Raw genomic sequence first — 22,928 nt, 5'->3', positions numbered from 1 at the left:
CGGCGCACACCGTCGGTACCCCGCGTCCCGACGGCGTGCGCGTCATCCCTGGTCAGCCGCGCCCGCGCCACGCACGTCGGTCGCGGCGCGCTCCGTCATCGTCGCGGTGCGCCGCTCGGGCCACGGGGAGTCGGCGGGGCGGAGCGTCGACCACCCGGCCGCCCGGGCGGCGTGCGCCGCGAGCACGCCGACGACGGCCGACGGGTTGTGCACCGCACCGCCGAGGACGGCGTCCACGGCGTCGTCGAGCGCGACCCATCGGAGCTCGATGTCGCGCTCCTCGTCCTCGCGGACGTGCCGTTCGGCGTCGGGCACGGCCGACAGGTCGCGGGCGAGGAACACCCGCAGCGCCTCGGAGCTCCCACCGGGGCTCGTGTAGTAGTCCACGAGCACGTCCCAGCGGGCGGCCCGCAGGTCCGCCTCCTCGCCGAGCTCGCGCGCCGCCGCGACGTCGGCCGGCTCGCCTGCGACGTCGAGGAGCCCGGCCGGGACCTCCCACAGCTCGCGTCGGACGGGGTGCCGGTACTGGCGCAGCAGGAGGACCCGGCCGTCGTCGTCGAGCGCGACGACCGCGACCGCGCCCGGGTGGTCGACGATCTCGCGCGAGACGACGGTCCCGCCGCCGAGGTCGACGTCGTCGGCGACGACGTCCCAGATCCGGCCGTGGTGGACGAGCTCGCGCCGCACGACGGGTCGCGGCGCGACGACGTCCCGCACGACGGGCTCGTGGCCCGCGGCCTCCCGAGGGGTGCTCACAGCGCCTCGGCTGCGACGTCCTCGGCGGGCTCCGCGGCGCCCGAGCGGACGGCGAGCGCCGCACCGACGAGACCCGCGAACAGCGGGTGCGAGCGCGTCGGGCGCGACTTGAACTCGGGGTGCGCCTGCGTCGCGACGTAGTACGGGTGCACGTCGGCGGGCAGCTCGACGAACTCGACGAGCGACCCGTCCGGGCTCGTGCCGGAGATGACGAAGCCCGCGTCCTCGAGCTGCTTGCGATAGGCGTTGTTGACCTCGTACCGGTGCCGGTGCCGCTCGGAGACGCGCTCGGTCCCGTACGCCGTCGCGACGACCGAGCCGGGGGTCAGAGCGGCCTCGTACGAGCCGAGCCGCATGGTCCCGCCCAGGTCGCCGTCGCCGCCGACGATCGCGAGCTGCTCCTCCATGGTCGCGACCACGGGGTGCTTGGTGTCGGGGTCGAACTCGGACGACGACGCGTCGGCCAGCCCCAGCACGGTGCGGGCGTACTCCATGACCATCGACTGGAGGCCGAGGCAGATGCCGAGCGTCGGGACCTTGTTCTCGCGGGCCCAGCGCAGCGCGCCGAGCTTGCCCTCGATCCCCCGGACCCCGAAACCGCCGGGGATCAGGACCGCGTCCGCGCCGCCGAGGTGCTTGCGGGCACCTTCGGGCGTCTCGCAGGTGTCCGAGGCGACCCAGCGCACGTGCACCTTCGCGTCGTGGTGGAAGCCGCCGGCCCGCAGCGCCTCGGTCACGGACAGGTAGGCGTCGGGCAGATCGACGTACTTGCCGACGAGCGCGACCTCGACCTCGTGCGCGGGCTCGTGCACGCGACGCAGCAGGTCGTCCCAGCCGGCCCAGTCGACGTCGTGGAACGGCAGGCCGAGGCGGCGCACGACGTACGCGTCGAGGCCCTCGGAGTGCAGGACGCGCGGGATGTCGTAGATGCTCGGCGCGTCCTTGGCGGTGACGACGGCCTCCTCGTCGACGTCCGTGAAGTTCGCGATCTTGCGCTTCGTGGACTCGGGAACCTCGCGGTCGCACCGCAGGACGATCGCGTCGGGCTGGATGCCGATGCTGCGCAGCGCGGCGACCGAGTGCTGCGTGGGCTTGGTCTTGAGCTCGCCCGACGGGCCGATGTACGGGACGAGCGAGACGTGCAGGAAGAACACGTCGTCGCGGCCGACGTCGTGGCGTACCTGGCGCGCGGCCTCGAGGAACGGCTGCGACTCGATGTCGCCGACGGTGCCGCCGATCTCGGTGATGATCACGTCGACGTCGTCGCCGGCCTGCGCACGCATGCGGGCCTTGATCTCGTCGGTGATGTGCGGGATGACCTGGACGGTGTCGCCGAGGTACTCCCCGCGCCGCTCCTTCGCGATGACGTTCGAGTACACCTGGCCGGTGGTGACGTTCGCCGACGCCTCGAGGTCGACGTCGAGGAAGCGCTCGTAGTGCCCGATGTCGAGGTCCGTCTCCGCGCCGTCCTCGGTGACGAACACCTCGCCGTGCTGGAACGGGTTCATCGTGCCCGGGTCGACGTTGAGGTACGGGTCGAGCTTCTGCATCTTGACCCGCAGACCGCGGGCCCGCAGGAGGCGCCCGAGGCTCGAGGCCGTCAGGCCCTTGCCGAGGGAGGAGGCCACACCCCCCGTGACGAAGATGTGTCGGGTCGGGGAGTCCGCGCGGAGTCGGTGCGCGGTTCCGGGGCGGTTGGGGAGCCTGCTCGAGTGATCTGCCACGGAACTCCATCCTAACAGCGGCCGGGAGCGGTGCCGGGAGGGCGCGCTGTGAGTTCCGTCCCGCGCGCGGCGGTCCTCAGCCGTGCGCGCGTCCGGGCCGGTAGACGGCCTCGAGCTGCTCGACGACGTCCGCACCCGTGGGCAGCCGTGCCGCCCGCGCCCGGGCGCGGGCGCGCAGCGCGTCGCGCGCCGCGTCGTCGGACAGCAGTCCCGCGATCGACGCCGCGAGCGAGCCCGCCAGCGCGGCCCGGGGCTGCGACGGCACGAGCACGGCCCCGTCGCCGACGACGGCACGCGTGCCACCGACGTCGGTCGCGACGATCGCCGCGCCCTGCGCGAGCGCCTCCTGCAGCCACAGGGGCTGGCCTTCCCAGCGCGCGGTGCTGACGGCGACGTCGGCGGCGGCGAGGAGCGCCCCGACGTCGTCGCGCGCGCCCAGGAGCTCGACGGGTACCCCGGACGCGCGGATCTCGGCCTCGAGCTCGCCGCGGAGCGGGCCGTCGCCCGCGACGACCCAGCGGAACGCGTGCGGCGTCCGTGCGAGCTCCCGGGCCGCCGCGACCGCGGCGCCGAGGCCCTTCTGCGGTGCCAGGCGCCCGACCGTGACGAGGAGGCGTTCGTCACCGGTCACGCCGAGCGCCTCGCGGGTGCGGCGAGCCCGTGCTGCGCCGTCGGCAGCGGCCACGGCGCGGGGCGCGGGGACGAGCGCGAGCTCGGCCCGCCGCGCGCCCCGGGCCGTCGCGAGCGCGACGAGGTCGGGGCTCACCCCCAGGACCACGTCGGCGCCCCGTCCGACGACGCGCTCGAGGACCGCGGAGACCCCGCGCACGGCGCGCCCGCCCACGGGCAGGTTGTGCAGCGTGACGACGACCCGCGGCGTGCGCGCCCCGTCGTCGGGCGCGCGGCCGAGACCGCGCACCGCGAGCACGGCGAGCGCCCCGGCGCGCAACCCGTGCGCGTGCACGACGTCGGCGCCGCGTCGGAGCGCGGCGAGCTGCCGGACGACGGCCACGTCGCCGGGGCGCGGCCGGTCCGTGATCTCGACGGCCTCGAAAGCGACGTCCTCGCCGACGAGGGGGCGCACCGAGGCGGGCCCCGCGACCACCACGTCGTGCCCGGCAGCCCGGAGCGCGTCCGCGGCCTGTCCCACGTGCCGGCCGACCCCGCCCGCACTCGATCCCAGGATCTGCAGCACCCTCATGCGTCCTCCTCGTCCCCGGTCCCCTGGCCGTCGGGCGGGACGACGGCCGCGTCGCTGCCGCGCAGGGACGCGAGGCCCCGCAGCGTCGGGCGGTCCCCCACGAGCGAGGCGACCACGACGACCACCGCCCCGACGACGGCGGCGACGAGACCCACGCCGAGCGACTCGAGGCCGGAGGCGAGCGTCCTGAGGGACCCGGCGTCGTCGGGCAGGAGCACGTTGCTCGTCAGGAGCCCGGCGAGGGAGCCCAGCGCCGCCCCGACGGCCAGCACGGCCACGGTCCGGGCCACGCCGGCGAGCGGACGGCCCGGCGCGTAGCGGTGGACCGCCCACAGCAGTGCAGCGCCCGCGACCGTCATCCCGAGGCTCGACGCGACCCCGATGCCCTCGAGCGTCCGGACGGCGTCCGACGCCCCCCGCGCGAGCACGGGCGGGAGCACGAGCGCCCCGACGACGACGACGCCCCACCCGAGCGCCGTCGCCCGCACCGCGGCGCGGCCGTGGTCGAGCGAGTACAGGACCCGCGACAGGTGGAAGACGAGCGCGAAGCCCAGCAGGCCGGGCGCGAGCCACGCGACGGTCGCGGCCATGCCCGCGACCCCGCCCGGGGTGAACGTGGCGAAGAACGCCTGCACGGCGTCGCTCGCCGCTACGAGCGCCGCCACCCCGACCGCGGTCACGGTGAGGACGATCCTGGTCGTGGGTGCCACGAGCCGGGAGAACCCGGCGTGGTCGCCGAGCGACGCACGCTCCGCGAGGCGCGGAAACGTGCTCGTCGCGAGAGGCACGGCGAGCACGGCGTACGGGAGGACGTAGACGGCCTGCGCGTACTGGTACACGGGGAACGCGCCGTCGCCGCCCCACCGGTTCGCCGCCCACAGGATGGCGAGCGACGCGACCTGCTGCGCGACGACGGCCCCGACGCCCGCCAGAGCGAGCCGGCGGGCCCGTGCCGCCTGGCCCGGCGGGAACCGGAACGTGAGGCGGAGCGACGTGCCCGTGCGCCACGCGGGGACGAACAGGGGCAGCGACATCGCGGCCACACCCGCCGTGGTCCCCCACGCGAGCCAGGCGAGCGCGGACCGCGACGCCGCCGCGACGTCCGTGGGGTCGGCGTCGAGGTGGCCGAACACCAGGTAGGCGCCGATCACGACGACGCTCGAGAGCATGGGCGCGGCGGCCGGCCAGAAGAACCGCTTGTGCGCCTGCAGCACGCCCGAGAGCACGAACCCGACGCCGTACAGCGGGATCTGGAGCGCGAACACCCGCAGGAAGTAGGTCGTCGTCGCGGCGGTCTCGCCGTGTCCGACGTGCGGGATCAGGGAGGCGATCGGGCCGGCGAACACGAGCATCACGAGCCCGAGGGGCACGAGCACCACGAGCGCCCACGTCAGAAGAGCCGACGCGGAGCGGTTCACGTCGAGCCGCGCCCGGCGCGCGATGGCCCCCGCGAGGACCGGGACGACGGCTCCGGCGAGCGCACCGCCCGCCGCGACCTCGTACAGGATGTTGGGCAGGAGGTTCGCGCTCGCGTAGGCCGTGCCGACCCCGACGGTACCGACCTCGGAGGCCTGGACGAGCTGGCGTGCGAAGCCCAGCAGCCGGCTCGCGATCGTCACGACCGTGATGAGCAGCGCGGCGCCCGCCAGGCTCTGCGTCGCGCCCCGCAGCCGTGCGGGGACGCTCACCCCCGGCGCCCGAGCCGGTCGAGGGCCCGGAGCGCGGGCGTCCGGTCGATCACGGCGGAGAAGCTCACGCGCTCGCTCGCGACCGTGAGCCCGACGACGCCCGCGAGGACCGCGACCCGGGCGGCGCGCGGCAACCCGGTCGCCTGGACCCCCACGAGGGCGCCCAGCGCGTTCGCACCGCCGTCGCCGAGCATGTCGCGCTCGGCGAGGTCGCGGGACGCGGCAGCCGCGGCGGAGCCCAGGACCGGTCCGGCCGCCGCCGCCGTCGACGGCGCGAGCGGCGCGAGCAGCACGGACGCACCGGCGGCAGCCTTGAGCGCCCGCCCGGGGCGCAGGTCGAGCAGGTTGAGCAGGTTCGCCGTCCCGGCGACCAGGGCCGTGTCCACGACGATGTCGAACGCGCGGCCGCCTGCCCCCTCTCGCCCGCGGGAGCCCCGGACGCACGCGGCGACGAAGGCCGTCGCCCCGATGCCCAGGACCTTGAGGCCACCGGTCGTCAGCTCACCGTGCGCGAGCGCCCCCAGGTGACCGCGCAGGCCCTTGGTCCGGCGCGACGTGTCCTCCGCGAGATCGTCGACCACGCCGAACGCCGCTCCCCCGGCCGTCGCGAGCACGGCCGCCGCGCCGACACGACCGTCGAGCGCGGTCACCGCTCCCGCCGTCAGCCCCGCCGCGACCGACGGGCCCTCGAGCATGCTCACGGGCTCGCCGCGGTGGTTGGTCCGTTCCCAGCGTTCGGCGCCGCCCGGCACGCGCCGCGCGACGAGCGCACGGGCCGCGACGGTCGCCGCTGCGGCGGTCGCGGCGCCCGCGAGCGCCCGGCCGAACCCTGCCCGCGCCACCGTCAGCCCTTCTTCGAGTCGGTCGTGGCGGCGGGGCGCGGAGGCAGGGCCTGTGTGGCGCCGTCGTCGAAGCCGTAGTGACCGACGGTGCCCTGCGCCTGGTCGGCGAGCGCGAGCGGCACGCTGACCTGACCGATGAGGGTCGCGACGCCGCTGACGGTGCTCACCAGGACCTGGAGGTCGCCGTCGTGACGGACCGCGGCGACCAGGCTGTCCGACTCGCCCGCGGGCCCGGCGACGATCGTGCCGGGGACGCTCGTGTGCAGCGCCACGACCACCTCCTCCTCGCGTGCCTGCGCAAACGCCAGGCTCTTCGCGTCCGTCGGCGCGGTCGTGCCGTCCGTGTCGGGCTGGGAGTCGGCCGATCCCGCGAGCACGAGCAGCGCGGTCGAGGCGACGGTCGGCGTCCGCTCGACCGTCACGAGCTTCGCGTCGGCGAGCGCCTTGAGCGTCGTCCGTGCCGCCGCCGCGAGCTGGTGGTCCGTCGCGCTCGTCGACATCGTCAACGACAGTGCGAGCGCCTGGGCGAGCTGCTGCTCCTCGGACGCCGTCGTGTCGAGCGGCAGGCCCGCCGCGAGCGCGGCTTCGACGCCCTGCTTGCGCGCGTCGGCGCCGGACTCGCTGAGCCACGCGGACTCGAGCCGGATCCGGCCGCGCACGTCGGCACCCGAGGCCTTGAGCTGGGTGGAGACGGCCTTGAACTCGTCGTCGAGGTCCGGACTGACCTCCACGACCGTGACCTGGTCGTCGGCGAGCACCCCGTCGAGGACCGTCGGCGCGAGCGCTCCGATGGCTGTCGTGCCGCGGTCCGCGGAGGTCCGCGCGTCGTCGAGGTCCGTGCGGAGCTGCTCCTTCTCGGCGCGCAGCGACGACACCTGCCCACTGAGCTGGTTGCCGATGGACTCCTTGAGCGGGCCGGCGCCGAGGATGATCCCCACCGCGAGCGCGAGGAACACGGAGATCAGGGAGACGACGTGGTACCGGAAGTTGATCACGGAGCGCTTTCTGGGTCACGGTCGGGCGGCGCCGACGAGGGTTCGGGTCCGGGGCAGGGGCGGCAGGCTCGCTCGACCTGCCGTCCCAGGGGGGCTCAGCCGCCGAAGAGCGAGCGGACCCACGACCAGACGTCGTCGAACCGCGCCCCGAGGAGGCCGAGCAGGGTCTGCCCCGCGGCGGTCGCGGCGAGCGCCGCCACGACGGCGAGGAGGCCCGCGAGCGAGAGCAGGACGAGCTGGACGTTCGAGATCGTCGAGCGGTACAGCCGGGACACGCCCTTGGCGTCGACGAGCTTGCTGCCGACACGCAGGCGCGTGAGGAACGTGCTGGCCATGCCGGCGCGGCCCTTGTCGAGGAACTCGACGAGCGTCGCGTGGGTGCCGACCGCCACGATCACCTCGGCGCCCTTGTCGTCGGCGATGAGCATCGCGATGTCCTCGCTCGTGCCCGTCGCCGGGAAGACGACGGGGTCGACGCCGAGCTCCTGGACGCGCTCGAGGCCGGGTGCGCGGCCGTCACGGTAGGCGTGCACGACGATCTCCGCGCCGCACGCGAGCGCGCGGTCGGAGACGGAGTCCATGTCCCCGACGATGAGGTCGGGCTTGAACCCCTCGTCGAGGATCGCGTCGGCCCCGCCGTCCACCCCGACCAGCACCGGGCGGTAGTCGGTGATGTACGGGCGCAGGATCTGCAGGTCCTCGCGGTAGTGGTAGCCCCGCACGACGATGAGGACGTGCCGACCGTCGATCGGCGTGCTGATCTCGGGCACGCCGACGCCGTCGAGCAGGAGGTCCTTCTCACGGATCAGGTACTCCATGGTGTTGGCCGCGAAAGCCTCGAGCTCGGCGGACAACCCCTCGCGCGCGGCGTCCATCGCCTCGAGCACGCTCGAGACGTCCTGACCCTTCCCGGACGCGACGAGCTCGCCGCCCGCGTACACGTCGTCCCCGTCGACGCGCACCCGGGTGCCCTCGCGCAGCGCCATGATCGCGGGACCCAGGTCGTCGACGAGCGGGATGCCCGCCTCGACGAGCACCTGCGGACCGAGGTTCGGGTACCGGCCCGAGATGGAACGCGCGGCGTTGAGGACGGCGGCCGGGCGCGCCGACACGAGGGCGTCGGCCGCGACGCGGTCGATGTCCTCGTGGTCGATGACCGCGACGTCCCCCGGTGCGAGCCGCTTCGTCAGCGCCTTGGTGCGCCGGTCGATCCTCGCGGGGCCCTGGACGTCGCTCGCGTCCTGGTCGGACGGCGGCCTGCGCAGCGTGAGTCTCATCGGGGCTATCGTCCCACGTCCGGCGCGGCGGCCGGCCGCCCGGCCTCCAGCAGCTCGGCGGCGTGCCGCAGTGCGGCGTCCGAGTCCTCCTGGCCCGAGAGCATGCGCGCGAGCTCACGGACCCGCTCATCTCCGACGACGGCGCGCACGTCCGAGGCGGTGACCGGCAGCGACTCGCCCGCGGACGGGTCGTCGCTCGTCGACTTGGCGACGACGACGTGGGTGTCCGCGAAGGCCGCCACCTGGGCGAGGTGCGTGACGACGATCACCTGCGCCCGGCGTGCCAGCTCGGCGAGCCTGCGGCCCACCTCGACCGCCGCCCGACCGCCGACGCCGGCGTCGACCTCGTCGAACACGAAGGCCGGCAGAGGCGCGTCCGTGCCGTCCCCGTGCCGCTCGGCGAGCGCGACCTCGATGGCCAGCATGACGCGCGACAGCTCGCCCCCCGACGCGCCCTTGCCCAGCGGCCGCGCGGGCGCGCCGGCGTGCGGCACGAGCTCGAGCGTCACGACGTCGGCGCCCCACGCCCCCAGCTCGTCCGCCTCGGCGACCCGCACCTCGAGTCGCGCGCCCGCCATGGCGAGGCCCGCGAGCTCCGTGGTCACCGCCTCGGCGAGCTCGTCCGCGGCTCGGCGCCGTCCGGCCGTGAGCTCCGCGGCGAGGCGCTGCAGCTCGTCGTCCAGCGCGCCGAGGCGCTCCCTGGCCTCCTCGACGCGGCTCCCGTCGTCCTCGAGGTCCAGCAGGCGCAGGCCGGCGTCACGTGCCCAGGCCAGGACCTCGTCGATCGTCGTGCCGTAGGACCTCGTGAGCGCCGTCAGAGCCGCGCGACGCTCGTGCGCGCTCTCGAGCGCCGCCGGGTCGGCCTGGAGGTCCGAGACGTACGAGGCCAGCTCGGTCGCGGCATCCTGCAGCGCGTACGCCGCCTCGTGGACGCGCGCCGCGAGCCCTGCGAGCGCCGGGTCCTGGCCGGCGGCTCCGTCGAGGGCGCGCCATGCCTGGTCGAGCAGCACGACGGCGCCCGCCTGGGCGTCCGCCTCCTCGAGCCCGGTGAGCGCGTCGTGCGCGAGCTGGGCGGCCGTGCGCAGGTCCTCGACGTTCGTGAGGCGCGCGACCTGGGCGTCGAGCGCCCCGTCCTCGCCGGGCTGCGGGTCGACCCGCTCGACCTCGGCGAGCCCGAGCCGCAGCAGCTCGGCCTCGCGTGCGCGGTCCTGCGCCGCGCCCGTGAGCTCCTCGAGCCGGGCCGCGACCGCGGCACGCTCGGTCCAGGCGGTGCGGTACCGCCCGAGCGTCGCCGCGTGCGCTGCGCCGGCGAACGCGTCGAGGGCCCCGCGCTGCTGGGCGGGTGCCCGCAGGCGCAGCTGGTCGGCCTGGCCGTGCACGGTCACGAGCTCCGCGGCCAGGTCCGCCAGGACGGCCTGCGGCACCCCGCGACCGCCCACGTGCGCGCGTGACCGCCCCTCCGCGGCGACCGTGCGCACGACGACGACCGTGCCGTCGTCGTCGAGCGTCCCGCCCGCCTCGTCGACGACGGCGGCCGCGGGCGAGCCCTCCGGGACGCGCAGCCGCCCTTCCGCGACGGCCTTCTCGGCGCCGGGACGCACCGTCGCCGGGTCCGCACGCCCACCCATGAGCAGCGACAGGCCGGTGAGCAGCATCGTCTTCCCTGCCCCGGTCTCCCCCGTGATGACGGTGAGGCCGGCGCCGAGCCCGATCCGGGCGGAGTCGATGACGCCGAGGTTCTCGATCGAGATCTCCTCGAGCACTCAGTCCTCCTTCCCTGCCGTCGGGCTCTCGTGCGCCGCGCGCGACGCCGCGAGCTGGCGCCAGCCCACGACGGGCAGCGCGAACTTGTCGACGAGCCGGTCCGTGAAGGGCGCCCGGTTCAGGCGCGCGAGCCGGATCGGCTGCGGGCCGCGACGCACCTCGACCCGCGACCCGACGGGCATGTCGACCCGTCGCCGCCCGTCGCAGGTGAGCATGCCAGGCGACACCGACGTCGTGAGGATCTCGAGCCCGAGCGACGACGACGGCCCCACGACGAGCGGGCGGGCGAACAGCGCGTGCGCGGCGATCGGCACGAGCAGCATCGCGTCGACGTCGGGCCAGACGACCGGTCCCCCCGCGGAGAACGCGTGCGCCGTCGAACCGGTCGCCGTGGACAGCACGACACCGTCGCACCCGAACGACGACAACGGTCGCCCGTCGACGGCGATCGCCACCTCGATCATGCGCGACCGGTCGGCCTTCTCGAGGGTCGCCTCGTTGAGCGCCCAGCCGCGCAGCGGCTCGTCCTCCCCCGGACGTGTCACGGTCACCTCGAGGACACCGCGCTCCTCGACCGTGTACTCCCCTGCGGCGAGCCGCTGTACCGCCAGACGCAGATCCTCCCGGTCGAACTCGGCGAGGAAACCGACGTGTCCCAGGTTCACCCCGAGCAGCGGCACGCCCGTGCCGTGCGTGAGCTCAGCCGCACGCAGGATCGTCCCGTCGCCTCCCAGGACGAGGACCAGCTCGGCGTCGCCCACGCCCTCGCGCGAGCGCACCACGTCGACGGGGTCCCCGAACGCCTCGGCGAGGTCGTCGTCGTGCAGGACCGCCTCGAAGCCCGCCGCCTGCAGCTCACGGATCGTCTCGGTGAGGGCCGCGAGCGCCTCCGGCCGCCCGCCGTGCGCCACGATGACCACCTTGCGTGCGCTCACGCGCCCACCCCCTCGTCGTTGTCGTCGTGGTCGAGCTCGGTGCCGACGGCGTAGGCCGTCGGCGTCGGCGGTGCGCTCCAGTCGTCGGTCGCCGGCTCCACGCGCGCCGCGACCGCAGCGCGGACGGCATCACGCAACCCAGGCGAGGGTTCGTCCGGGCCTCCAGGCGCCCGGCCCAGGACCGATGCCGGACGCACCAGCAGGAGGAAGAACTCGCGGTTGCCGTGCGGGCCCGGCAGTGCGCTCGGCACGACGGCGCGCACGGTCCACCCGGACCGCGCCGCCGCCTCGGCGACGCCCAGCACCGCGTCCTCGCGCAGCGCAGGGCTACGCACCACGCCGCCCGCACCGAGCCGGTCGCGCCCGACCTCGAACTGCGGCTTGACCAGGAGCAGCGCAGAGCCGTCGGCTGCGGCCACCCGCCCCACGGCGGGCAGCACGTGCCCGAGCGAGATGAACGACAGGTCACCCACGACGACGGCAGGGGGCTCGCCCAGGTCCGCCTTCTCGAGGTCGCGAGCGTTCACGCCCTCGCGCACGTCGACGCGGTCGTCCGTCCGCAGCCGGTCGACGAGCTGGTCGTGCCCGACGTCCACGGCCACGACACGGCGCGCCCCGCGGCGCAGCAGCACGTCGGTGAAGCCACCGGTCGAGGCGCCGAGGTCGAGGCAGGCGGCGTCGGCTACCGGCACCTCGATCCCCGCCGCGTCGAGCGCGGCGAGGGCACCCTCGAGCTTGTGCGCGGCGCGCGAGGCCCAACCGGCGTCTCCCGCGGGCCGGTCGACCTCGAGGTCGCCGTCCGCGCGCGCCGCAGGACGCGTCACGGTCGCACCGCCGACGCGCACCCGTCCCGCAGCCACCAACGCCGCGGCCTCACGCCGTGACCGCGCCAGCCCGCGGCGGACCAGCTCGGCGTCGAGCCTTGCCGCCACGTGTCAGCCCTCGGTCTCCGACAGGCGATCCTGCAGGGCCGCGTGCACCGCCTCGAAGACCGCGACCTGCTCGCGCAGGGGGAGCTCGCCCACCTCGCGCAGCCGGCCGACGGCGCCGTCGACCGTCTCGTCCCCGGTCGGGGCGTCGTACACGGCGTCGCTGGTCATCTGCTCTCCCGTCGGTGTGGCCGCGGCCGGGCCGCGGCGTTGCTCCTTGTCACGCTGCCGTGCGCCCTGCGTCCGCTCTCCGAGGGAGCGGACGGCAACGGTTCCGGCGGCACAACGCTACCCGTCCGATGCCCCCTCGCGGGCGGAACCCACAGCCAGCGCAGGGACCGTGTCGGCGTCGAGGGCCTCGCCGCGGTCCACCGCGTCCCATGCGGCCGCGCACGCGGCACGGGCTGCGTCGACACCGTCGCCGCGGACCTCGAGCGCGCCGTCGACGACGCGCGCGCCGGCGCCACGGCACGCCCACCACGCCTCGGCGCGGGTGGGCAAAGGATGGGCCTCGGTGAGCGCGCGGAGGTCCGCGCCCAGGTAGTCGGGGCGCTCGCCCGGGCGCGCCAGCACCGCGTCGCGCGCCGAGCTGACACCCGTGAGCACGTGCAGGCCGGGGTACCCGGCGGCACGCGCCCCCGCGAGATCGGTGTCCAGCCGGTCCCCGACGACGAGCGGCGACCGTGCACCCGTGCGCTCGACCGCGAGCCGGTACATCGTGGGCTCGGGCTTGCCGGCGCTGTCCGGCCGCACGCCCGTCGCCGCCTGCACCGCACCGACCAACGCCCCGTTCCCGGGCGCGTAGCCCCGGTCCGTGGGCAGCGAGAAGTCGAGGTTGGTCGCCACGAACCACGCCCCGCCGGCCACCGCGTACGCGGCCTCGGCGAGATCCGCCCAACCGAGCGTCGGCGCGAAGCCCTGGATGACGGCGTCGGGCCGGTCGGTCGCCGACTCGACGACGACGTAGCCCGCGGCCCGGACAGCCGTGTGCAGGCCGGCGCCGCCGACGACGAGGACGCGCGCGCCGGGTGCGAGCCGCGTCGTGAGGAGCGCAGCACCCGCCTGCGCGGCCGTGAACACCTCGTCGGGCCGGGTCGCGATCCCGAGCGAGGTCAGCTGCTCGGCGACCGTCTCCGGCTCGCGCGAGGCGTTGTTCGTCACGAACTGCAGCGCGAGCCCGCCCTCTCGCGCCCGCGTCAGGCTAGACGCAGCGTGCGGCACCGGTTCGTGCCCCTTGTAGACGACGCCGTCCAGGTCCACGAGCGCGATGTCGTGGAGCTCGACGAGAGGCCGGTCCGAGCCACGGAGCCCGGCGCTCACCGAGCGCCCTCGTCGGAGGATGCGTCGTCGGAAGGCCCGCTGTCGACCGCGACCTCCGCGTCACCGGGCTCCGGGTCCGCGGTCAATTCCTCGTTGGCACGCTCCTCGTCCGCGTCGGCCTGGTCATCGTCCTCCTCGAGGTCGACGACGACGATCTCGTCGTCGGGCTCGCCGAGCACGAGCCGGAGCGCCGCCGCCTCGTCGGTGCGCCCGAGCGCGTCGAGGACGTCCGCCCGCACCTCGTCCACCCGGTGCCGCAGCTCGACGCTCGGCACATCGCGTGCCGGGATCGAGTCGACGACCGCGAGGGCGGCCTCCGCCTGGCCCAGGTCGAGGCGGGCGCCCGCCACGACGAGCGCGAGCTCGGTCCGTCCGGACGCGTCGAGCGTCTCGGCCTCGGGAGAGCGTGCGAGGTCGAGCGCGCGCTCGGGACGCCCCAGCCCGCGCTCCGCATCGGCCATCACCGGAAGGTGCTCGGACGAGCCGTTGAGCCGGCGGACGGTCCGCAGCTCGCGGAGCGCCTCCGCGTAGTTGCCGAGACGGTACGCGGCGAGGCCGGCAGCCTCACGCACGACGTCGATGCGCCCGGCCCGGCGCACGGCAGCCTGCGCGTGCTCGTAGGCGAGCTCCGGGTCGGTGTCGAGCAGTCGCCCCGTCATCACCAGGTGCCGCCCGACGGTCTCCGCGTTGTCCTTCGTGAGCCCGCGGAGGCGGCCACGGACGTCACGATCGAGCTGAGAGATCGTCACGTCGTCCGGGAGCTCGGGACCGCGCGGCCGGTCCTCGAAGGCACGGGGCGGGCGGGACTCGCGCGACGAGCGGTCGTCGCGGTCCCGACGGGGTCCACCCCGGCGGTCAGCCGCACCACGGTCGTGGGCGCCACCACGGCTCGGGTAGGACGTGCCGCGGTTCGGACGACTGCCCCCGCCGCGAGCCCCCTCGTATGCCCCGGCTCTCGCCTGGCGATCGTCCCCGCCTCGCTCACCCTCACGGCGCGGCCGGTCGAATCGTTGCCCCTCGCTCCGCCGATCGGCCGCGCCACGGTCGTCTCGTGAGGACGAGAATGCGCCGGTCCCGCGTCGCGGCCCTCGTTCAGCGTCGAACGGGCGGCGTTCGCGTCCGGTGCCGGCTCCGCGCTCGCCGCGACGTGCACTCGAGCCGGTAGCACCCGGTCCGCGACGGTCTGCGTTCCCTCCGCCGTACCGCCTGTCGTCGCCGTACGAACCTCGACGGTCGCCACCACGGTCTCCACGCTCGTCGCCCGAGCGTGCGCCGCGGTCGGGCCGGCGACCCTCGTCGTCGCGCCGCCACGCCGGCCGATCCGCACGGTCGTCCCGCCCGTAGGAAGGGCGACGATCGCCGTCGCCTCGTCCGTACTGCGGTCGAGCGGCCGAGCGCGACCCGCGGCCCGGCTGGTCGCCGTCGCCCCGGCCGTAGCCACGACGCGCGCCGTCACCCCGCGATCCGGACCCGTCGCCCGTCCGCGCGTGCCCGTTCCCCTCACGCGCGTACGACGAACCTCCTTGACCGCGTCCGCGCGCGTCGCCGCCCCGGCGATCGTACGAGGAACGGTCGCGCCGTCCCGCCGCGTCGGGCCGCCCGGCGCCGCGCCCGTCACGACCACGCCGCTCTCGTCCGTCAGACTCTCGACGCTCTACGGATCCCTCGCGTCGACGGCGCTCGTCCTCGCCTCGGTCCGACCTGGCCGGCTGATCGCTCACGTGGGTAGCTCCTCGTTCCGTGCGCGTGTCCGCGGGTCACCCCGACGCGCTTCGCTGTTCTTGATCCTGTCGTGCGCTTGGTGGCGCCGCGCGCCGGGGGCGTTCCGCAGGCCGAGAGGCACGCATGATCTCGGTCGCTACGAGGGGATGACGTTCCTCCCTACCGGGCCCGCCCGGACCGCGCCCCGGCACGGTCCCGAGAACTCCGCAGAGACGCCCGGGGCACTCGCATGCCTGCGGAGCTCAGGGAATCGACATGCAGGAGCCATTCTCCCATGGCGCGCGACCTGGACCTGCGCGCCCGGCCGAAATCCCTCTCAGAGGGCGTCTGTGAACTCGTGACCAGGGTGGGTGTGATGTCCGGTATGTGAGGAACTCCTGGTAGAAGTGGGGTTGTCGAGACCGACCGCTGCTACCAGGAGTTCGCGTGCCAGTATCCCCGAAGTGTGGTTGTTCGTCGTGCCCGGCCCACCGCGGGCGCCCGGGCACGCCGGGCCGGCGCCATTTCTACCCGTCGTCGTCGATCACGGACGCCCAGTGGGCACTGATCGAGCCTTGGTTGCCGGCGCCGGGGAACACGGGCGGCAAGTGCGTGTAGTCAAGTCTTCTGGCCCCACTTGTCGTCGTGAATTCTGGCCCCTGCACGGTAGTGCTACTTGTTGCGTGGGGCGCGTGTTTTGGTGATGCGGAGGCGGTAGGACTCGGTCCCGGTTTGCAGGATGTGGGCGTTGAAGGTCACGCGGTCGACGATCGCGGCGACGAGCCTGGGGTCGGGGAACACGGTGCCCCATTCGCTGAAGGGCAGGTTGGTGGCGATCGCGATGGAGGACCTCTCCTCGCGTTCGGTGATGATCTGGAAGAGGAACTCGGCGCCGCGGGGGTCGGCGTGGACGTAGCCGAGCTCGTCGAGCAAGAGCAGGTCCAGGCGCGCGTAGCGGGCCACGGTGCGGGCCAGTTGCCGGTCGTCGGCTGCTTCGACGAGCTCGTTGATGAGGTTCGCGCAGGTGGTGTAGCGCACGGCCTTGCCCAGCTCGCAGGCCGCGATGCCGAGCGCGATGAGCAGGTGGGTCTTGCCAGTGCCCGAGTCACCGAGCAGGACCACGGGTTCGCCGGCGTCGAGGTAGGTTCCGGTGGCCAGGGCGGCGAGGGTCGCACCGTCGACCGCGGAACGGGAGGTGTCGAAGTCCGCGAGGCGTTTGGTGCGGGGGAACTTGGCTTCCTTGATCCGCCTGGCGCGGCGGCGTTCGGCGCGGGCGTCGACTTCCGCGGTCAACACGTCGGCGAGGTAGGCCAGGTGGGTGCGCTGCTCACGCAGCGCGCCGGCGGCCAGGGGCCCGGCCTCGGCGCGCACGGTCGGCAAGAACAGGTCCCTGGTGGCGACGTTGATCGCGGCCAGGGCGGCGTCCTCGCTGGTCATCGGTCGCTCCCGGTGAGCAGGGTGTCGTAGCCGTCCAGGGTCGGGGCGGGCCGGTCGTAACGGGCCACGGCGCCGAGGTCGATCACGGGCGCGACGGGTGGTTCGGCGCCGCGGCGGGCATCGATGATCACGCAGGCCGCCTCGATCACCCCGGTGTCAACGGCGGTGCGCATCGCGGCCTCGAGTGCCGCGGCGGGCAGGGTGCGCTGGGCCAGGAGGATCTCGATCAGGTCCCTCGTGCCCGGCCCGTCTCCGCGTTTGGCCCGGGCCGCGTCCCAGTAGGCCTGGTGCGCGAGCGTGAACACCCCGGCCTTCTTGGCCTGCTCGAGAGCGCTCGCGCCCGGTAGCGCGCCGGGCTTCCTTGCGAGGATCTCCAGGTAGTGGTCCAGGTCCAGGACATCGACGTACTTCGCGGTGGCCCGCTCGTGGGTGGCCACGGTCTGGGCCCCGTCGCAGACCTCGACGCTGGTCGCGCCCAGGCGCACGGTCAGGCGCCGGGCGACGTAACGCACCGGGACCGAGTAGTAGGCCTGACGCACGCACACCCGCGACCGTGAGTCGACCTTCGCGGACAAGATCGTCGCCGGGTCGAACCCCTCACCGGGCAGCGGCAACAGCGCCTGGGCCTCGGCGGCGAACTCGACCCCCACGCATGCGTGGTGCCCGGTGATCACCCGGTCGTCGTCCGCGTCGTCACCCGCGGCGATCAGATCGTTCAGGGCGCCCATCGAGGCCACCTGCGGCACGGGCGTCAGGTGGCGGCGGCGGAACCGGCCGATCTCGCCCTCGATGCCGCCCTTCTCGTGGGCCCCTTCCTTGCCCGGGATACAGAAGAACGAGTCGAACCCGTAGTGGCTGCGCAACGCGGTGAACCGGTCGTTCTCCTCCCGGTCACGACCCTTGAGGATCCGGACCACCGCGGGCTTGAGGTTGTCATACCGGACCCGGGCCGGCACTCCACCGAAGTAGGCCAAAGCACGCACGTGCCCCTCCAAGAACGCCTCGGACGCCTGGTTCGCGAACCCGTAGTGGAACGCCTTGCCCGACGCGGACAGCCGCATCGCGAACATCCAGACCTTCACGTCCGCTCCCGCGAGCAAGACGTGGAACTCCCCGAAGTCGACCTCGGCCTCCGCGCCCGGGTCGTGGGCCTGCGGGACGAACACCTCGACCTTGTCCAAGCCCAACTCACGGCGCCGCACGGCGACATACCGCGAGACGCTGACCTCCGACACGTCCGCCCCGTGCTCAGCCACGAGCCGCTGCCAGACCCGCCGGGCCGTGTGCCGCTGCTTGACAGGTGCCGCCGCGTCCGCGACCAGCCAGGCGTCGATCACGTCCCGGAACGGGTCGACCGCGGGCCGGCCCCGCGGCGAGTACTCCTTACGCGCAGGCGGGACCGGCGAGGCCAACGCCGCCCGCACCGTGCGCCTGTGGACCTTGTGCCGCGCAGCGAGCTCCCGGATCGAGAGCCCCTCCCGGCGGTGATCAACACGGATCTCCTCGAACAGCTCCACCCTGGACCTGACCATCCCGACCTCCCCGACAACCCTTGTCGAGAAGATCTGAACCCCGGGGTGGGGCCAACATTCGTGACGACACGCGAACCCACCCGACCCGCGCACCCACGACCCCAAACGGGGCCAGAATCCGCGACGAAACCGGCACCAGGTGGGGCCACTTCAGGTGACCACACTCAGGCAAGGGCGGACGGGCCGAGAAGTGGGACCGGCGTCTGGTCCTGGACGCGGTCTTCTACCTGATCCGGGGCGGGATCTCCTGGCGTCAGCTACCGGCCGACTTCCCGCCGTATCAGACGGTGTATGCCCGGTTCCGGGCCTGGTCACGGGCCGGGGCATGGTGCCGGGTCTACGCCGCACTGCGTGAACGAGCCCGAGCCCGGGACGGTCGCGGGCCGTGGCCGACCGCGGCAGTGATCGACTCCCAGACCGTGCGCGGTGCCGACACCGTCCCGAACGCCTCCAGCGGGTATGACGCAGGCAAGAAGACCAAGGGCCGCAAGCGACATCTCGCGGTAGACACCGGCGGCCTCCTGCTCGCGGTGGTCGTCACGGTCGCGTCGTTGCAGGACCGTGACGGCGCGTTCCGCATCACCGCACGCCTGCGCGAGGCGTTCTCCACGATCGAGCTGGTCTGGGCCGACGGCGGGTACGCGGGCAGATTCGTCACCGACGCGAAGAAGATCTGGAACCTCGCGATCGGCGTGGTCAAACGCCCCGAGGCCGCCAAAGGCTTCGTCCTGCTCCGCCGCCGCTGGGTCGTGGAACGCACCTTCGCATGGCTGACCAAGCACCGCCGCCTCGTGCGCGACTACGAGACCCTGCCCGAGGTCCACGAAGCCATGATCTGGGCCGCATCGACCTGGCAACTGAGCCGACGCCTCACCCGCTGACCGAGTTCCCAGACGCCCTCTCAGGCCATCGACGACGCCGACAGCCGTACGCGTCCCCGTCGAGCCGGGCCTCGCGGTGGAGCCCGTCGGTCTGGTCGGGTGCGGATATGCCGAAGGCCACCCCGGGTGGGGTGGCCTTCGGTTGAATGGGTGTTCGGCGGCGTCCTACTCTCCCACCCCGTCACCAGGGCAGTACCATCGGCGCTGAAGGGCTTAGCTTCCGGGTTCGGAATGGGACCGGGCGTTTCCCCTTCGCTATGACCGCCGTAACTCTATGAACCTGTTCGGGGCCCTGCCCCCGGGGTGTGTGTCCCGGGGGTGGGTGTGCCGGTGGCTCTAGAACCGCACAGTGGACGCGAAACATGACATGTTGTTGGTAAGTTGTCGGCTGATTAGTACCGGTCAGCTCCACGGGTCTTTGGTCCCCGCTTCCACATCCGGCCTATCTACCCAGTGGTCTAGCTGGGTGCCTCTCCCCCTTACGGGGTTGGAAACCTCATCTTGAAGCAGGCTTCCCGCTTAGATGCTTTCAGCGGTTATCCCTTCCGAACGTAGCTAACCAGCGGTGCTCCTGGCGGAACAACTGGCACACCAGAGGTTCGTCCGTCCCGGTCCTCTCGTACTAGGGACAGCCCTTCTCAAGTTTCCTGCGCGCGCAGCGGATAGGGACCGAACTGTCTCACGACGTTCTAAACCCAGCTCGCGTACCGCTTTAATGGGCGAACAGCCCAACCCTTGGGACCTACTCCAGCCCCAGGATGCGACGAGCCGACATCGAGGTGCCAAACCATGCCGTCGATATGGACTCTTGGGCAAGATCAGCCTGTTATCCCCGGGGTACCTTTTATCCGTTGAGCGACGGCGCTTCCACAAGCCACCGCCGGATCACTAGTTCCGACTTTCGTCCCTGCTCGACCTGTCAGTCTCACAGTCAAGCTCCCTTGTGCACTTGCACTCGCCACCTGATTGCCAACCAGGCTGAGGGAACCTTTGAGCGCCTCCGTTACATTTTAGGAGGCAACCGCCCCAGTTAAACTACCCACCAGGCACTGTCCCTGATCCGGATCACGGACCGAGGTTAGGAGTCCAGAGCGACCAGAGTGGTATTTCAACGTTGACTCCACACACGCTGGCGCGTGCGCTTCACCGTCTCCCACCTATCCTACACAAGCCGCACCGAACACCAATACCAAGCTATAGTAAAGGTCCCGGGGTCTTTCCGTCCTGCTGCGCGTAACGAGCATCTTTACTCGTAGTGCAATTTCGCCGAGTTCGCGGTTGAGACAGCGGAGAAGTCGTTACGCCATTCGTGCAGGTCGGAACTTACCCGACAAGGAATTTCGCTACCTTAGGATGGTTATAGTTACCACCGCCGTTTACTGGGGCTTAAATTCTGAGCTTCGCCCCCAAGGGGGCTGACCCGTCCTCTTAACCTTCCAGCACCGGGCAGGCGTCAGTCCGTATACATCGTCTTGCGACTTCGCACGGACCTGTGTTTTTAGTAAACAGTCGCTTCTCCCTGGTCTCTGCGGCCCTCCACGCTAGCCGGCAAGCGGCTTCACGCTTGGGGCCCCCCTTCTCCCGAAGTTACGGGGGCATTTTGCCGAGTTCCTTAACCACGATTCACTCGATCGCCTTAGTATTCTCTACCTGACCACCTGAGTCGGTTTGGGGTACGGGCGGCTAGAACCTCGCGCCGAGGCTTTTCTTGGCAGCATAGGATCACCCTGTTATCCCGCTGATGCGGTCACCATCGGCCCTCGGGCTCCACGAGCAGCGGATTTGCCTGCTGCTCACCCTGCGACCTTGGACGTGGACAACCATCGCCACGCCGGGCTACCTTCCTGCGTCACCCCTGTTAATACGCTTACCTACTACCGGATCGGGTCGCGCGCTAGGCCCACCCAGTGTTCCCGAAGGAACGGCGGGGGGATTCGGGCGCTTAGCATCACCGGGCTCGGTATGGGCGGTTCTTCGCCGGTAGGAGAATCTCAACTCCTTGTCCATCGACTACGCCTGTCGGCCTCGCCTTAGGTCCCGACTTACCCAGGGCGGATTAGCCTGGCCCTGGAACCCTTGGTCATTCGGCGGACGGGTTTCTCACCCGTCTTTCGCTACTCATGCCTGCATTCTCACTCGTGTAGGCTCCACCACTGGGTTACCCCGCAGCTTCACTGCCCACACGACGCTCCCCTACCCATCCACACGCCTGGACCACGAAGGCCTAGCAATATGTGAATGCCACAGCTTCGGCGGTGTACTTGAGCCCCGCTACATTGTCGGCGCGGAATCACTTGACCAGTGAGCTATTACGCACTCTTTCAAGGGTGGCTGCTTCTAAGCCAACCTCCTGGTTGTCTGTGCAACTCCACATCCTTTCCCACTTAGCACACGCTTAGGGGCCTTAGCTGGTGGTCTGGGCTGTTTCCCTCTCGACTACGGAGCTTATCCCCCGCAGTCTCACTGCCACGCTCTCACTTACCGGCATTCGGAGTTTGGCTGACGTCAGTAACCTTGTAGGGCCCATCGGCCATCCAGTAGCTCTACCTCCGGCAAGAAACACGTGACGCTGCACCTAAATGCATTTCGGGGAGAACCAGCTATCACGAAGTTTGATTGGCCTTTCACCCCTAACCACAGGTCATCCCCCAGGTTTTCAACCCTGGTGGGTTCGGCCCTCCACGCGGTCTTACCCGCGCTTCAGCCTGCCCATGGCTAGATCACTTCGCTTCGGGTCTAGACCCAGCGACTATGGTCGCCCTGTTCGGACTCGCTTTCGCTACGGCTTCCCCACACGGGTTAACCTCGCCACTGAGCACTAACTCGCAGGCTCATTCTTCAAAAGGCACGCTGTCACCCCTGCCAAGGAGGCTCCAACGGATTGTAGGCACACGGTTTCAGGTACTATTTCACTCCCCTCCCGGGGTACTTTTCACCTTTCCCTCACGGTACTAGTCCGCTATCGGTCACCAGGTAGTATTTAGGCTTAGCAAGTGGTCTTGCCAGATTCACACGAGATTTCTCGGGCCCCGTGCTACTTGGGATCCCCTTCGGGAGGCCACGCCATTTCGTCTACGGGGGTCGCACCCTCTGTGCCGGGCCTTTCAATGCCCTTCGACTATAACGCGGCTTTCTGACTCCCCGGACCCGTGTCAGCAGATCCAGAAAGGTCCCACAACCCCGCACACGCAACGCCTGACAGCTTTCACACGTGCACGGTTTGGCCTGCTCCGCTTTCGCTCGCCACTACTCACGGAATATCTCTTCCTGCCGGTACTGAGATGTTTCACTTCCCGGCGTTCCCTCCACACACCCTATATATTCAGGTGCAGGTGACCGCACATGACTGCGGCCGGGTTTCCCCATTCGGACATCCTCGGATCACGGTTCGTTTGCCAACTCCCCGAGGCTTATCGCAGGCTACAACGTCCTTCTTCGGCTCCTGGTGCCAAGGCATCCACCCTGTGCCCTTAAAAACTTAACTCAACAACAAAATTGCAGAAACCACGGTCGCACACCCCCGGGCCACCCCCCCAAAAAGAAGGATGACCCCCAGGCATGCTTCGTGTTTCACAAAGATGCTCGCGTCCACTGTACAGTTCTCAAGCAACCGACGATCCCGCAGCTCACCCACACCCCAGGCATGAGATCTCGCCACGGCCCGCACCACAAGGCAACAACCACCACCCGACCAGCCTCACGACCAACCAGGCGACACGCGGCCGCTTCCTCAGGACCCAACAGTGTGCTCACCGGCCCCACCCCGCAGCCGGCCACCACCTTCCACACCCGCACCCCCCCGAAGGAAGACACCAGCAGTACTAGCAGCGACCGCACCCCAGGGCACGACCTCGTCAATGTTCCACCCACGAGCAACCACCCGGCACACGCTCGGCACCGGCATGACCACCAACCACCACCCGACCCCACCAATGGGGACCAGACC

Annotated in this window: 15 protein-coding genes, 2 rRNA genes and 1 pseudogene; 1 reads left to right on the top strand and 17 read right to left on the bottom strand. The window is 71.9% G+C overall.

What is annotated here, in order from left to right:
- Positions 1-42: 42 nt before the first annotated feature.
- From KDY119_RS07840 to istA, 15 genes are all read right to left on the bottom strand, one after another.
- Positions 43-756 carry an NUDIX domain-containing protein gene (locus KDY119_RS07840; RefSeq protein WP_051136585.1) on the bottom strand — a complete coding sequence of 238 codons (714 nt, stop codon included), beginning with the start codon at positions 754-756 and terminating at the stop codon, positions 43-45.
- Entirely contained in the window at positions 753-2,480 is a 1,728-nt protein-coding gene (locus tag KDY119_RS07835; RefSeq protein ID WP_051136586.1) for a CTP synthase, read from the bottom strand. The genes KDY119_RS07840 and KDY119_RS07835 overlap by 4 nt, the downstream gene beginning before the upstream one ends.
- A 76-nt stretch (positions 2,481-2,556) precedes the next feature.
- Positions 2,557-3,681, bottom strand: coding sequence for a glycosyltransferase (locus tag KDY119_RS07830; RefSeq protein ID WP_153022161.1), 1,125 nt, complete (start codon positions 3,679-3,681; stop codon positions 2,557-2,559).
- Positions 3,678-5,369 carry a murein biosynthesis integral membrane protein MurJ gene (murJ, locus tag KDY119_RS07825; RefSeq protein ID WP_083890858.1) on the bottom strand — a complete coding sequence of 564 codons (1,692 nt, stop codon included), beginning with the start codon at positions 5,367-5,369 and terminating at the stop codon, positions 3,678-3,680. The genes KDY119_RS07830 and murJ overlap by 4 nt, the downstream gene beginning before the upstream one ends.
- Positions 5,366-6,211, bottom strand: coding sequence for a hypothetical protein (locus KDY119_RS07820; protein WP_227994565.1), 846 nt, complete (start codon positions 6,209-6,211; stop codon positions 5,366-5,368). Before KDY119_RS07820 ends, murJ begins: the two co-directional genes overlap by 4 nt.
- A gap of 2 nt (positions 6,212-6,213) precedes the next feature.
- Positions 6,214-7,206 (bottom strand): copper transporter, encoded by a 993-nt coding sequence (locus KDY119_RS07815; protein ID WP_153022160.1) that lies wholly within the window; start codon positions 7,204-7,206, stop codon positions 6,214-6,216.
- Positions 7,207-7,301: 95 nt separating this feature from the next.
- Positions 7,302-8,483, bottom strand: coding sequence for a putative cytokinetic ring protein SteA (gene steA / locus KDY119_RS07810; RefSeq protein ID WP_153022159.1), 1,182 nt, complete (start codon positions 8,481-8,483; stop codon positions 7,302-7,304).
- A gap of 5 nt (positions 8,484-8,488) precedes the next feature.
- A complete protein-coding gene (recN, locus tag KDY119_RS07805) occupies positions 8,489-10,246 on the bottom strand; it encodes a DNA repair protein RecN (protein ID WP_153022158.1) in 1,758 nt (585 codons plus the stop codon).
- Positions 10,247-11,182 carry an NAD kinase gene (locus tag KDY119_RS07800; RefSeq protein ID WP_036944199.1) on the bottom strand — a complete coding sequence of 312 codons (936 nt, stop codon included), beginning with the start codon at positions 11,180-11,182 and terminating at the stop codon, positions 10,247-10,249.
- Positions 11,179-12,114, bottom strand: a complete 936-nt coding sequence (locus KDY119_RS07795; RefSeq protein WP_153022157.1) for a TlyA family RNA methyltransferase — start codon at positions 12,112-12,114, stop codon at positions 11,179-11,181. Before KDY119_RS07795 ends, KDY119_RS07800 begins: the two co-directional genes overlap by 4 nt.
- Positions 12,115-12,117: 3 nt before the next feature.
- Positions 12,118-12,282 carry a hypothetical protein gene (locus KDY119_RS18845; RefSeq protein WP_194174376.1) on the bottom strand — a complete coding sequence of 55 codons (165 nt, stop codon included), beginning with the start codon at positions 12,280-12,282 and terminating at the stop codon, positions 12,118-12,120.
- A 117-nt stretch (positions 12,283-12,399) separates the two neighbouring features.
- Entirely contained in the window at positions 12,400-13,431 is a 1,032-nt protein-coding gene (locus KDY119_RS07790; RefSeq protein ID WP_153022156.1) for an HAD-IIA family hydrolase, read from the bottom strand.
- Positions 13,428-14,180: a tetratricopeptide repeat protein gene (locus KDY119_RS07785; RefSeq protein WP_051137063.1), complete on the bottom strand. Its 753-nt coding sequence runs from the start codon at positions 14,178-14,180 to the stop codon at positions 13,428-13,430. The genes KDY119_RS07790 and KDY119_RS07785 overlap by 4 nt, the downstream gene beginning before the upstream one ends.
- 1,624 nt (positions 14,181-15,804) lie before the next feature.
- A complete protein-coding gene (istB, locus tag KDY119_RS07780; RefSeq protein ID WP_036955996.1) occupies positions 15,805-16,569 on the bottom strand; it encodes an IS21-like element helper ATPase IstB in 765 nt (254 codons plus the stop codon).
- Complete coding sequence (istA, locus tag KDY119_RS07775) at positions 16,566-18,101, bottom strand: IS21 family transposase (RefSeq protein WP_036955993.1); 1,536 nt, start codon at positions 18,099-18,101, stop codon at positions 16,566-16,568. The genes istB and istA overlap by 4 nt, the downstream gene beginning before the upstream one ends.
- Positions 18,102-18,280: 179 nt before the next feature.
- On the opposite strand from istA, the pseudogene KDY119_RS07770 reads away from it, so the two are divergent.
- Positions 18,281-18,982: pseudogene (locus KDY119_RS07770) on the top strand (IS5 family transposase); the annotation flags it as partial.
- Between the two features lie 152 nt (positions 18,983-19,134).
- On the opposite strand, the gene rrf reads toward KDY119_RS07770, so the two are convergent.
- Both rrf and KDY119_RS07760 read right to left on the bottom strand, forming a co-directional pair.
- Positions 19,135-19,251 (bottom strand): 5S ribosomal RNA (rrf, locus tag KDY119_RS07765).
- A 103-nt stretch (positions 19,252-19,354) separates the two neighbouring features.
- Positions 19,355-22,466, bottom strand: a 23S ribosomal RNA gene (locus KDY119_RS07760).
- Positions 22,467-22,928: the final 462 nt, after the last annotated feature.

This window comes from Luteimicrobium xylanilyticum (assembly GCF_009429125.1).
GTDB classification, from domain to species: Bacteria; Actinomycetota; Actinomycetes; order Actinomycetales; family Cellulomonadaceae; genus Luteimicrobium; species Luteimicrobium xylanilyticum.
This window is presented reverse-complemented; position numbering and strand designations above follow the sequence as displayed.